Annotated in this window: 10 protein-coding genes and 1 pseudogene; 4 read left to right on the top strand and 7 right to left on the bottom strand. The window is 33.8% G+C overall.

The genetic code is table 11. The features are described from left to right. Window positions 1-535 precede the first annotated feature (535 nt). The 3 genes from CWS01_RS00560 to CWS01_RS00550 all read right to left on the bottom strand — a co-directional run bounded on the left by CWS01_RS00560 (window position 536) and on the right by CWS01_RS00550 (window position 3,371). The gene (locus tag CWS01_RS00560; RefSeq protein WP_101175062.1) at window positions 536-1,045 is read right to left on the bottom strand and encodes a GNAT family N-acetyltransferase; all 510 of its coding nucleotides are present in this window, start codon (window positions 1,043-1,045) and stop codon (window positions 536-538) included. A gap of 1,084 nt (window positions 1,046-2,129) precedes the next feature. Continuing rightward, on the bottom strand, window positions 2,130-2,591 hold the full coding sequence (locus tag CWS01_RS00555) for a hypothetical protein (protein ID WP_101175060.1): 462 nt from the start codon (window positions 2,589-2,591) through the stop codon (window positions 2,130-2,132). Beyond that, window positions 2,592-3,371 carry a hypothetical protein gene (locus CWS01_RS00550; RefSeq protein WP_101175058.1) on the bottom strand — a complete coding sequence of 260 codons (780 nt, stop codon included), beginning with the start codon at window positions 3,369-3,371 and terminating at the stop codon, window positions 2,592-2,594. A 224-nt stretch (window positions 3,372-3,595) separates the two neighbouring features. Here CWS01_RS00550 and CWS01_RS00545 point away from each other — a divergent pair. Further along, window positions 3,596-4,151, top strand: a pseudogene (locus tag CWS01_RS00545) (glutathione peroxidase). A 76-nt stretch (window positions 4,152-4,227) separates the two neighbouring features. On the opposite strand, the gene CWS01_RS00540 reads toward CWS01_RS00545, so the two are convergent. After that, window positions 4,228-4,671: a C40 family peptidase gene (locus CWS01_RS00540; RefSeq protein WP_101175057.1), complete on the bottom strand. Its 444-nt coding sequence runs from the start codon at window positions 4,669-4,671 to the stop codon at window positions 4,228-4,230. Between the two features lie 337 nt (window positions 4,672-5,008). Here CWS01_RS00540 and CWS01_RS00535 point away from each other — a divergent pair, with 337 nt between their 5' ends. Together CWS01_RS00535 and CWS01_RS23370 are read left to right on the top strand one after the other, a co-directional pair. Then, window positions 5,009-5,956: an exonuclease domain-containing protein gene (locus CWS01_RS00535; protein ID WP_101175055.1), complete on the top strand. Its 948-nt coding sequence runs from the start codon at window positions 5,009-5,011 to the stop codon at window positions 5,954-5,956. A gap of 279 nt (window positions 5,957-6,235) precedes the next feature. Continuing rightward, window positions 6,236-6,514 (top strand): helix-turn-helix domain-containing protein, encoded by a 279-nt coding sequence (locus tag CWS01_RS23370; protein WP_101175053.1) that lies wholly within the window; start codon window positions 6,236-6,238, stop codon window positions 6,512-6,514. Window positions 6,515-7,143: 629 nt separating this feature from the next. Here the strand turns inward: CWS01_RS23370 and CWS01_RS00525 are convergent. From CWS01_RS00525 to CWS01_RS00510, 3 genes are all read right to left on the bottom strand, one after another. After that, the gene (locus CWS01_RS00525; protein WP_157827509.1) at window positions 7,144-8,172 is read right to left on the bottom strand and encodes a homoserine dehydrogenase; all 1,029 of its coding nucleotides are present in this window, start codon (window positions 8,170-8,172) and stop codon (window positions 7,144-7,146) included. 178 nt (window positions 8,173-8,350) lie between these two features. Further along, window positions 8,351-9,763, bottom strand: coding sequence for a SpoVR family protein (locus CWS01_RS00520; RefSeq protein WP_101175052.1), 1,413 nt, complete (start codon window positions 9,761-9,763; stop codon window positions 8,351-8,353). Window positions 9,764-10,118: 355 nt separating this feature from the next. Further along, window positions 10,119-12,128: a penicillin-binding transpeptidase domain-containing protein gene (locus tag CWS01_RS00510; RefSeq protein WP_101175047.1), complete on the bottom strand. Its 2,010-nt coding sequence runs from the start codon at window positions 12,126-12,128 to the stop codon at window positions 10,119-10,121. A gap of 210 nt (window positions 12,129-12,338) precedes the next feature. Here CWS01_RS00510 and CWS01_RS00505 point away from each other — a divergent pair, with 210 nt between their 5' ends. Next, window positions 12,339-12,728, top strand: coding sequence for a thiol-disulfide oxidoreductase DCC family protein (locus CWS01_RS00505; RefSeq protein ID WP_101175045.1), 390 nt, complete (start codon window positions 12,339-12,341; stop codon window positions 12,726-12,728). Window positions 12,729-12,785: the final 57 nt, after the last annotated feature.

The raw sequence follows: 12,785 nt of genomic DNA, 5'->3' as shown, positions 1-12,785 counted from the left end.
GTTTATTGTTGACGTTTTGTTTGTTCAGTTTTCAAAGAGCAATTTGTTTCTATCGCTCAGAAGCGACTTTATTAATATACCATAACTTCTTTTGTTAAGTCAACAACTTTTTTAAGAAGTTTTTTTCTATTAAATCATTGTTGATAAGTTATGTTTATATTTTTTTCGTTGCTGTCAGAAGCAACTTTTATATAATAACAATTCCACGTGAATCCGTCAATGTTTTTTTAAAAAAACTTAATTATACTAGCGACTACTAAAATAATATCACACCTTTCACCTTAAATACTTTTTTAAAAATAGATTTAGCCCAAAGGATCACCCCATTTTACAACAACCATTTGTAAACAGAGGAATCTTCTTCTAAAGTGGGCATCACCTTTTAGACACAGATGTCATTTCTCTTCGACCTCTATTCTCCATCACTTCATCCAACTAAAACTAAAAGGACATGAGCCATTTAAATAACGTGACAACAAACAGTTATAAGTAGGCTCTAGATTAAAACCTTTTGCAGGTAACCAAAATTTCTTATTCAAATCGAATTAGTTCCTTCTATAATATTCTTTAAATCATCTTCCTTTACCATCGTTTGAAATGTTGTAATCATATCATCAAACATCATTCTTTTTGCAAATCCAAACTTTTCATAAAGATGAATAGCCCTCTCATTAAACGTCGCAACTGTTAAACGCAACGGAACCCTCCCATACTTCTTTTCTATTAAATAAAGAATAAATGCTAAAAAAGAAGCTCCATACCCTTTTCCTATAAGTTCAGGCTTCATACCTAACCCTATATCAAGATACCCTTCTTCATACACTCCAAATAAATATCCATTTGGAACTTGAGCAGAATAGCCAATACAATAAAATCCTATTATTTCATCCATCTCATTTATCACCGCAAAATATGGGTTTTCAAGGAATTCTTTTAACGACTCCTCTTCTCCAGTATCATTATATAAATCATACGGAGAGGGATATCTCCAACTTAGTATATATGCTGCCGTTTTTTCATTAACAGGTATACTATACAACAACATATTCCACCTCTATCCCGTTCCATTTATTCCATTTCGCAAAATATTAAGAAACTTCTACTCGCAAATCTAATTTCCCTATATTCCTTTCGATTATAGAGTCTATTTTTCCCTCTCGCTTTTAAACCTTTTTGTCATTCTTCTATCCATAAGTACTATAGTATTAATATTATCACTATCTTATTTCGCAACATCTTTAAAAATTAAATCTGTATTACCTCATTATAGTTAAAGCCTTATTGCATACCAACCACAGTATCGCCTCTAAAATCCCGAACACACAGGCACATACAAACAACATCGATACTAATTTGCTTATAAGCACAATTAATAGTAAATTAATTGGTCAAATTTCGGATGCAAAGTCAGCAAACAGGAATAACATTTTAGTATATGTAGAATAAAGGGATACAACGTGTTAAAAATTTATATACATACAAACATAAATAGAGGAAATTGAACATTTTAATCCCACCATTCTATGTTTAAACCTATCATCGACTTCAATTTCTCAGATTTTCTTTAGAAATTCATTAAAACTCGAGCAAAAGATAAAACGATGAATGAAATATATCTAAAACTTCCCCTTTATCAAGGAGCTACTCAAAATATATTCTGAGGAAATAAGAAAAAAACAATTGACTAGGTCCTCTATCAGAATAATCTTTAAAAGATGGAACATATGTAAAACTAGAATACATTAATAAATAATAAAAAAAGCTTCCTTATATAAAATACAAGGAAGCCAAAAAAGGTTTTGCTGTTAATTACCATAGCATACAAGATGATATCTGCAAATAAAATAATTCCCACAGAGTACAATTAATAAAGAGGCTATAGACTTCATCCTATTCTAAAACCCAAACAACGCTAGTATCTTAAAATAATCTACTTTTTTGACACGGCCTCTCAAAATCCTACAAACACTTAACGCCCCTATTTTATTGATGAATTTGCACTTCTCCTACCATAAAGCGAAACTTCAATCAGTGGGGGTTTTCTCTTATCATTCCTTAGGCGGGTAATACGTAATATAAGGACTTCTACTAATAAATAGAAGCCTGCAGGACCTATCCCATACAAACTTCTATGTATTAGTCTTTATTTTTGCTAGGCCAAATGCAAAATGCTGCCAAATAATTTTTTCTACTTGTTTTACTTCCTCTTCACTGCATTCGATAATCAAAATTACTTCTGCCGTTTTCCCTCGGACTCGTTTTTTGTTTTTAATTTTTTTTATCCGAAGCAAGATATCAATTAAAACACCAAGACAAAAACCAAATGCAGCACCAATTAACCCCCAGTAAATAGGACCCCACTCTAATATAAACCCTCGACTTGCTGCAGGAACCGAAAAGATAACCGCAAGAAATATTCCTTTATTTATTAAAGAGTCACCATCAGACCGATGAATCGAATCAAAGAGCTTCAATTTTTCTGGAGGATTATCTAAGGGGACCGCAAATATATCTCTTATACCTAATTTCTCTACTTTTGCTATAACAAGTTCTAATTGTATCGAATGGTCAAATGTGGCGTATATTTGCATTTATCTCACCTTGACACCTTTCTTGACTTTAAAGCTGCTAGATTGATAATTTTTAATCAAAAAACTCCGTTGTTCTGCATCAAACAACTTATTATTTTCAACAGTATTCGCATACGTTTCATATATGCTAAAAAAATAAAGGGACGGCAAATACATGAGCCATTGCATATCTAATACCTTCGTAGACTTCTGAATATCTCCTAGGAATAAGCAATAAACACTTTCAACAAAATGAGAATAGTAATTAAAAACAACAATTGTAATTAATGTAAAAACAGCAGAAAAAATTTGATGTAGATATAATTGACCTAAACTCGGAAACATTATCGACCACAATATCGCAGCAAGTGGTTTTCGTTTATCCAAATAATTAACTTCAAAAGGCTTAACTGTTAATACATTTATTGTTTGGTCCTCTGTTTCCGTTAATACATGAAGATCATTCAGTCCAACCGCAGAACGATGGCTATCCCATATCGCAAAAAGATATAACGGGATATACATGAACACAAAATTAACACCTAGAACTTGTTTGGCCTTATCTATTTCCCCTATAAACGAATACACCATCGCTTCATTTAAATGAGATACTTGATTAATAAATACTTCCCAGATTATCAGTGCAAATCCCCTTGTATATTTATGCAACAGAATATGTCCGTAACCTGGAAAAGTTAGAGACCAGCAAGCAATAATAAAAGGGTCTCTCTTATGAAGATAGGTTGTACCCCATATACTTAAATTAGCCACAGGCCGACGAACGGTATTCTTTTGAACCATAAAATCTTCCTTTAATCATTATATTTACTGGTAGTGTTAGCAAGTTTCTAAATAATATACAAAAAACTCCTTCAAGATAACTAAATTATCCCGAAAATACCTTAATTCTATATGAAACAAAAAAATTAAGAGAACGTAAGACTTTAGAATTGCAACCAATAGAATAGAACCTTATGATAAACAAATAGTTTTAGTTCTAATTTACTATTTCGGAGGGAATATTAATGAATATATACGATTTTCCAGCAACTTCTATGACCGGATTGGACAAGTCACTGGCCGATTATAAAGGAAAAGTAGTTCTTATCTATCGTTAATACTGCAGGCCGATGCGGATTCTCGTATCAGTATGAGGATTTACAACGATTATATAATCGTTGTAAAGAAAAAGATTTTATCATTTTAGGTTTTCCTTGTAATCAATTTGACAATCAAGAGCCTGATTCAAACGAGCAAATCCAAACAAGCTGCTTACTAAATTACGGAGTAAATTTTCCTTTATTTAAAAAAATGGATGTCAGAGGCGAAAATGCACATCCCATTTTTAAGTACCTTTCAACCATTAAACCATTTGAAGGTTTTAATAAATTCCATCCTGTTGCTAAAATTTTATTGCCGCTCATAACAGAAAAGCATCCCGAATATTTAACAGATGATTATTCAATCAAATGGAACTTTACAAAATTCCTCATTGACAAAAACGGACAAGTAATAAAACGATTCGAATGTACAACAGACCCAATCGATATAGAACAAGATATTGAAAGATTACTAACCTAGCAATAATATATAAAAAACCCTCTAGGCAAGTGGTTTAAAAACTTGCTTAGAGGGTAGTATACTACTATCTATATTATTATAATCTTTTTGCACCATAATATTTTGATTTCCAGTATGTATTAGACAACTGATCTATTTTTACACCTTTAGAAGACGAACTATGTATAAATTTATTATCGCCAACATATATTCCAACATGGGAAGCACCTTTTTTATAGGTTGAAAAGAAAATTAAATCTCCTTTTTTCAGATTTTTCTTTGTCACCTTTTTGCCTTTTTTGTACATATCTCCCGCTGTTCGCGGTAAAGTTTTCCCAGTTTTTTTATAGCTATATCCAACGAGTCCTGAACAATCGAATCCTTTTGGAGACATGCCTCCATATTTATATGGTGTACCTATATATTTTTTTGCAACAGTAACAGCTGATTTTGAAGAAGCAGCACTCGCCGCGTTTTCCCCAAAAACTCCTGTAAAAAACAATCCAAATGACAAACATGTCATAACAATTACTTTCCTCATCTAGTAACAACCTCCGTGCGTTTCCTATTTTCTTGTATGGTACGTGTCCGTGGCTTTACCTCTATCATCTACTAAAATCTTCTCATAGTTTTCAGATAATTTGGTTACAAACCTGTACCTTTTTTATTACAAAAACATTACATTGTTATTCGAGGATAATTTATTCAATTACTAGTTTAGTAGAGATTGCACTATCTCTATAAAAAACCTCTTTTAGATAAATAAAAAGAAGTATTATTCTAACCCTTTTCACCTTATATTTCTTCTGAAAAACCGGGTATAATAAACTATAGTTGATAGATACAGTTATCTATTTTTCAGGAAGGGAGAAGGGATTGTGGATTTTATTTCTATTGATTTTGAAATCGCCAATGAAAATATGTCTAGTGCATGTTCAATTGGACTTGCATATGTAGACAACAATAAAATAGTGAAAGAACAGTATTTTATTATTAAGCCGCCTCATTTAAGGTTTGACCCTAGCTTTACAGCTATTCATGGTATAACCAAAAGTGATGTTATTGGCAAAAAAAGCTTTGACGAGGTTTGGGAACTAATCAAAGATGATATTACTTCTAATTTAATCGTCGCTCATAATGCCCAATTTGATATGAGCGTTTTATCTAGCTGTTTACAGCACTACTCTATTGCGATTCCTTCTTTTTCCTACATGTGCAGCATCCCTATTAGTACAAGAGCATGCGGAGGCAATAAAGTAGGACAATCATTAAAAGAAAGATGCAGATATTTCGGCATCGAAATCGCCGAACATCATCATGCCGGAGCGGATGCACGAGCGTGTGCGGAACTTGTGATAGCCTCTGTGAAAAGCAAGGACAAAAGCTCCTTACAAACTTACCACCAAATATATAGCACTATCCCGGTAAAAGAATTTACGGAACTGAAGGCACAAACAACCTTCCAAAAGAAACGGCCAAAAAAACCTAAATTTAATGCTATTTCTATTTCTGAAGTGACAGCAAAAACAGAAACTTTTAACAAAGAACATATTCTTTACGAAAAAAATATTGTATTTACAGGAGATCTTCTTTCCATGGACAGAAAAGAAGCCATGCAAAAAACAGTGGATGTTGGCGGGGTTATCAAAAGCGGAGTTAGCAGCAAAACAAACTATGTCGTTGTCGGCGCACAAGACCCAAAACTTGTAGGAACAGCAGGCATTAGTACAAAGGAGAAAAAGGCTAAAGAGTTAAAAGACAAAGGAATTAATATAGAGATAATCCATGAAGAGACTTTTATTAAACTATTAAATAACAAGGTTTGACTTCAACATTAAGAAGCAGCAAAAAAAGAGTGATCATCACCATTCTTTTTTTGCTGCTTCTTCTTTTAGCCTAAAAAACTGCTAGAGCGAAATCTTTGCAAGAAGTCTTGTGTTCTCTTATGCCTTGGGTGTTTAAAGATCTGTTCAGGGGTTCCTTGCTCGATCACTACTCCATCTGCCATAAACACTATTCGATCAGCAAATTTCCAAAAGTGGGTATCATCTACTGAGATATTTCGTGTTCTATCTGTATTAGTAAAATATTCAGTTTCGATTGAAATGATGCACAATATTATCGGCAAAGTCGCTTCATATGATCAAGAAAAGGGACTTGATTTATTGCATACTCTGGCCGTTTACTTAAAGAACCATTGTAACGTCAGTCAAACTTCTAGAGAACTCTCTTTGCATCGACAATCCTTATTATATCGTTTGAAAAAAATCGAGACACTAACAGACCGCTCCTTAAATAACGCAGACGATCTTTTTCTTCTGCAATTATGTTTACAGCTGTGGACCATTCGTTTTAGTGATTCTAAACAGGCTGTTAAGAGCTAGCCATATTCGATTGCAGAAAATAAATACTTCATGCTATTTTTAGCTATTCATCAACCATTTTAGGTCTTATACCCCATCAACCTAGGATAAATGAACCATTTCCCTCCTTTTATAAAAAATTTTTAAAATAGTAGCATAAGAGAGTACTAGTTTGGGAATAATGTATATTAAAAGGAGGAGATACCACATGAAACAATTAAACAATGTAAATATTGAGGATTTTATTAACGAGGAGCAATTTGAATTGCAATCATATATCAACACATTATTATCTACATCAGCAGAGACATCAATTAATTAAAAAGAATAGGAAGAAGTTGATTTTACGACTAATAAATTTGCCTTAACTCTATCTAAAAACAAAACATCTTTTTTCATCTAATATCACTTTTTAAATATAGCAGTGGATAATATATTTAAAAAGTGATATGGATGATCTATACTTTCAACCATTTATATTAAAAATACAATTAAACTGCACCCAACAAATCTATTAGAATATATAAGAAAAGACTTTAAAAGAACTCCATTTATTTGGCATAAGTCAACTAATGTTTAAAATCAACCTTTTCATCTTTTATAAAGCTTTATCTAAGTCTTTTGTTATAAAATCATTATCCTAAAAACTACTAGCGATACAGATTAATCATATCCTTTAAAGCTGCGGCTGCGGCACCCTTTGGATGAGAAGCTCCACCTGTACAGCAAATTGTCCCCATCTCTTCTGTATAAAAAAGAATCCCTTTATTTGTTCCTTTTACATCTATTAAAGGATTATCCGATTTTATAATCTTTGGTTTTACTTCTACCCGTACATCTCTATTAGCCAAACTAGCACTGGCAATTAACTTTATATCATTGCCATTAATTTTCGCATGCTGTATATCCCTTTTTGTTACCTCCATTATCCCTTGAATAGCAATATCCTCTAATGTCAACTGAGACCCCAGAAGCCCATTTGCCAATAGTAATATCTTACATGCACTATCGATTCCCTTTATGTCCAGATCCGGATTCGCTTCAGCAATGCCACTTTCTTGCGCTATTTGCAAAGCTGCTTCAAAAGATTTATTTTCTTCCGACATTTTTGTTAGAATAAAATTAGAAGTGCCATTTAAAATACCTTCTATTTTTGTAATTTTGCAGCCTGCTAAACTAAATTCTCCAATATCTAATGTTGGCAATGCCGCTGCTGTTGCTCCACTATATTTAATTTTGCATTCCTTCTCTTTCGCCATTTTTAATAGTTCTGGCATGGCACAAACAAGAGCTCCCTTACTAACAGACACAATATTCATATTTGCTTGAAGAGCATTTTTTATATATTCAAGTGCCGCTCCTCCTGTTTGTACATCTGTTGGGGAACATTCAATTAGCATATCTTCACGAAAGATTGGAGGCTGAAGGGACAATCTTTGCTCTCTGGCATATCGCATAAGGGCTGTTGATCCTGCCCCATACTGGAGTAATTTAGGCAAGTCCAGCCCAGCTTCTTCATATATCATCCCTTTAGAACCAACAATGGCAGTCACTTTAAAAGAAATTTTATATGTATCTATTAACAGCTCCTGCTTCTCGCTCAAAAGCTTAATCAGTTCTTTTGCTACTATGCCATATCCCGTAATCATTACATTTCTTTCTACATAATTTCGCTTCATCGCATTTTCCCCTTCATTTGTAAATCTCTAATATGAGATTATTTTAGCTTAACTAAACCCATTGCCAAAGTATTTTGTCATATAATATGACATATTTTTCATTGTCTACAATAAGAAACAGCAAGAAGCCAAAGAATAAATCCTTCTTTTCTTTGGCTTTTTGCTGGATGCATAATTTTTATAAATACTTCCGATGCAATGCTTTTCCATCATACGTATACAGCATCTTTTTCTCTTCTACACATGTTTCCATGTGAACATTTCTTCCCCATAATTGGTAGATATAAGGCAAAACTTTTTCTAAATATTTCAAATCAAGTTCAATGCCTTCATATCCATGTTGCAAATAGAGTTCTCCATTCTTCATATAATCTCCATCATTGACCGTAATATATGGAAATCCTCCATTTACTCTCATGCTCACAAGTTGATCCCTTACATGTTCCCAACTCTTGTCGACAATTTTATAATCTCTTCCTTGTTTTTGGAAAAGGTACATATCTTCTCGCATTACTAAATCTTTTGTTAAATAATTGCGTAAAAAGGAAATATCTGATTCAATTTCGCGAACTTCAAACATTTTTTCTCGACCAGAATTCTCCTTTACTCCTCTGCGTTTCATTTCTTCTGTCGGGTTATTGTAACGTTCTTCAATATCTTCAAAGATCTTTAATCCAAGATAATATGGATTAATTCCTGTTTTTGAAGGCTGCACTACTCCAGCATTTAATTTAGCAAATTCTATTGCTTCACTGCTTGTTAAATCGAGTTCTCGCATGATTCTTTGATGCCAATAGGATGCCCAGCCTTCATTCATAATCTTTGTTTCAAGCTGCGGCCAAAAATAAAGCATTTCCTCCCGCATCATCGTTAAAATGTCTCTTTGCCATTCTGTCAACTCTCTGCTATAACTCTCAATAAATAGCAAAATATCTTTTTCAGGTCGTGGCGGAAATTTTTTTACGATCTTTTTCTTTTGTTTCGGCTTATTGCGATTATCCAAACCCCATAAATCATCGTATGGAGAAATGGCCGCTTCCTCTTCCTCTTCGAATTCTACATCTTCCATGCTCCATGAAAGTTTCGGTCTCATCAAAGATGGATCTATATGCTCTTCAACTGCCAGTACAGCATCTAAAAATGTTTCCACTTCATGTTTTCCATATTTAATTTCATATTGTCTAATTCGATCAGCAGTTGCTGCCATGCTTTCTACCATTTCTCTTTTTGTATTGGCAAAACGGACATTATTTTTGAAAAAATCGCAATGTGCTAAAACATGGGCAACAATCAGTTTATTGTTAATAAGTGAATTGCTGTCTAATAAAAAAGCATAACAAGGGTTGGAGTTAATAACCAGTTCATATATTTTAGATAATCCTAGGTCATAATGCAGCTTCATTTTATGAAACTGTTTTCCAAAACTCCAATGGGAATAACGAGTCGGCATTCCGTATGCACCGAAGGTATAAATAATATCAGCTGGACAAATTTCATATCTCATCGGGTAAAAATCTAATCCAAAACCTGTAGCAATTTCTGTAATTTCTTCGATGGCTCGTTGAAGTTCTTTTTGTTCTACATCATTCATTCCTTTCTCTCCCTTCACCGTCTTAAACTAATATATGAAGGATAAGCATTATTCATGAATTAAAAATAAACAAAAGCAAAAAGGACAAGCCTCACAGGCAAGTCCTTTTATTTTAAAGGCTGTTTTGGTAAACTTTGTTACTTTTAAAGGAGTAGGTTGCTTTCCATTCCAGGATGCTCGCTTTCCGTGGGGCGGGCGATGAGCCTCCTCAGCATATCGCCTGCGGGGTCTCACCTGTCCCGCTAATCCCACAGGAGTCTCGCACCTTTCACTCCAATCCACCTGTTTTAACCATGGATTTACTCATGGAAACTATCCGAAAAAACGCAATCTTTTAGAAAACATTCATTTTAAATTATTCGATTATTTTTTTTACCTTTTTTACAATGTGGCTAGAACCGCCTTTATTTTGCACTCCTTCTATCATCATGGCAATAAGAAAGTTTTTATCCTTTTTATCGTAAGCTACATACCAGCCATTTTCTGTTCCTTTTTCTCCTTGCTTCGCTTTAAGCTCAGCTGTTCCCGTTTTTCCTGCAAGTGTTTTTCCAGCCACTTTACCTGCATGTGCGGTACCATTTGGACTATCAATTACTTGCTGCAAATCATCGGAAATAATTTCTGCTGTTGAACTGCTTATAATCTTTTCTTTCCATACTTGCCCTTTTTCTTCAGTAGAAAGGAGAGTAGGCTTTATTAGATTCCCTTCGTTTACAAATGGTGAATAAGCTGCAGCTAATTGAACTACACTCATTTCCACTTGTCCTTGACCATATCCCGAATCCGCTAACTGTATGTCTGTATCCAATTTTCCAATAGTAGACTTTTCGATAGGATATGGGTAGCTTAATTCTTCTTCAAAACCAAATTTTTTCATTTCATTTATATACTTATCTTTCCCTAAATCAAGGGCAGTTTGTGCAAAATAGATATTATCGCTGTAAAGCAGAGCATTTGCTAAGTTAACAGGCTGTGCGCTTGAATGTACCCTTGTTACATAATAACTTCCCCACGATTTATCTTTTTGCCAGCTTTTTGTTGTAATGCTGCGTGTTTTCTCTGGCGTTATTACTTTTTCTTCCAAAGCCCCCGCTGCCACAATCGGCTTTAATACAGAGCCTGGAGCATAGGTTAATTTAAATCGGTTCGTAAAGGGTTCTAATTTATTGTCATTATATTTTTCACGTTCAGTAGCAGTTAAACCAACCACCATTTTATTTGGATCATATGCTGGGCTTGACACCAATGCCATTGTTTCCCCTGTACTTGGATTAATAGCGGTGGCGGCTCCTGCCTCTCCATCCATTTCCTCATATATCTCTTTTTGCAAGTCAGCATCAATCGTTAACTTTAGATCTTTGCCATTTTCTACTGGCTTTTCTGCAAGGACAACATTGGAACTATCTGCTTTTACAATCGTTATTTCGACTCCATTTGTCCCTTTTAGCTGCTCTTCATATACTTGCTCTAACCCTCTTTTGCCAATAACATCTGTGCTCGAATAGCCTTTTCCTTTTTGTTCCTCTAACTCTTCTGCTGTTATATTACCTATATAACCAATTAAATGGGCACTTGCTTCTCCAAATGGATATATCCTGCCTTTTGTATCTTGTTTTTGCACTCCTGGTATTGCAAATAGTTTATCTAATAACTTTTGATCATCTGTTGCTACTTTTTTTATTGGCACAAAGTAGCTCGGCTGCACCCAATCTGCCTGAAGTGCTTTTTCAACTGTTTCTTTTTTGATATCAAGAAGCTTGGCAACTTGCTCTATTGCAGAATTTTTATTGTCACCCAGTTGTTCTGGGACAAGCCCTATTTCATAAATAATCCCATTCATTGCTAAAGGGGTTTCATTTTTATCAACAATAGATCCTCGCTCTGCTTCTATGGTTTTTATCGAAACTTTATCTTCTTTTTCCAAATCCGAGAATATATAAGTAGTATCCCAATTAATATACCAATTTTCTTTTTTATCTTTTTCCTCTTTTACTAATACTGCATCTTTATCAAATTTTATTTCTCCCGCAGCACTATTCATGCTTGCTGAAAGTGGAATCGATGCTTTGTCTGCTTTATCAAAGTCTTTCTTATCAGTATCAGATGGTTTCGTGTAAGTTGCTTTTATATTGTTTATTTCTAAATCACTATATAACTTTTCATAGCGAGACACAAAATCCTCTTTTGTAATGGATTGTTTTGCCTCTTTTGATAAATAACCGTACATTTCTGAAAATTTCTGGTCCATCCATAAATTGATAAATTTACTTAGGCGTTCATCTGGTGTTGGTTCATCTTTGCTGCATCCTATTGCCATTATAAGCAACAATAGCAGCATAAGCACAAGCATTAACTTTTTCTTCATCACAATTCCTCCCCACTAATAGCGTAACATGTTTTTTACTACTATTAAAATAATACCCTTTGCCGCTAATAGAATGTTTCTTCTATACATATTTCTATATTATGGATTTTTAATGGTACCATTATATCAATATTTTCCTAAAAAACGGACCGAAACTATCACTATTTTACATAAGATCGTTTATTTGCTACCCTTAGTTTGGTGATGTTAATGAAAGCAATTATCCTCTTTGATGGCGTTTGCAATTTATGTAATCAATCTGTTCAATTTATTATAAAAAGAGATCCAAAAGGTTATTTTACTTTTACCTCTATCCAGGGGGAGACAGGGCAAAAGCTACTGCAAAAATATCAAATCAGCAACAATTTGGATAGTCTCCTACTAATTGAAGACAACAATTATTACACAAAATCAGCTGCTGCTCTGCAAATCTGCAAACATTTAAACGGCTTTTGGAAGTACTTGATTATTTTTAAAATAGTGCCCCCTTTTATTAGAAATAGCGTATATGATATAGTTGCGAAAAATCGCTATAAATGGTTTGGAAAACGCGATAGCTGTATGCTTCCAACACCGGAAAATAAAAATCGTTTTATCTAAATAAGAAGCATCTATTAACATAGTGATCATTCTTTCAAAAATAATCTAAAAAGCAAG

It is taken from the genome of Niallia nealsonii, assembly GCF_002835805.1.
Classification (GTDB): Bacteria; Bacillota; Bacilli; order Bacillales; family Cytobacillaceae; genus Niallia; species Niallia nealsonii.
Note: the sequence above shows the minus strand (reverse complement) of the source record. Positions and strands in the feature narration are given on the sequence as shown.

What these genes read in the sequence shown, in the direction of transcription:
- CWS01_RS00540 (WP_101175057.1), bottom strand. Translation starts at nt 4,671, where the DNA reads ATGAGGAAAGTAATTGTTATGACATGTTTGTCATTTGGATTGTTTTTT.
- CWS01_RS23370 (WP_101175053.1), top strand. Translation starts at nt 6,236, where the DNA reads ATGATGCACAATATTATCGGCAAAGTCGCTTCATATGATCAAGAAAAG.
- CWS01_RS00555 (WP_101175060.1), bottom strand. Translation starts at nt 2,591, where the DNA reads ATGCAAATATACGCCACATTTGACCATTCGATACAATTAGAACTTGTT.
- CWS01_RS00510 (WP_101175047.1), bottom strand. Translation starts at nt 12,128, where the DNA reads ATGAAGAAAAAGTTAATGCTTGTGCTTATGCTGCTATTGTTGCTTATA.
- CWS01_RS00505 (WP_101175045.1), top strand. Translation starts at nt 12,339, where the DNA reads ATGAAAGCAATTATCCTCTTTGATGGCGTTTGCAATTTATGTAATCAA.
- CWS01_RS00560 (WP_101175062.1), bottom strand. Translation starts at nt 1,045, where the DNA reads ATGTTGTTGTATAGTATACCTGTTAATGAAAAAACGGCAGCATATATA.
- CWS01_RS00520 (WP_101175052.1), bottom strand. Translation starts at nt 9,763, where the DNA reads ATGAATGATGTAGAACAAAAAGAACTTCAACGAGCCATCGAAGAAATT.
- CWS01_RS00525 (WP_157827509.1), bottom strand. Translation starts at nt 8,172, where the DNA reads ATGAAGCGAAATTATGTAGAAAGAAATGTAATGATTACGGGATATGGC.
- CWS01_RS00550 (WP_101175058.1), bottom strand. Translation starts at nt 3,371, where the DNA reads ATGGTTCAAAAGAATACCGTTCGTCGGCCTGTGGCTAATTTAAGTATA.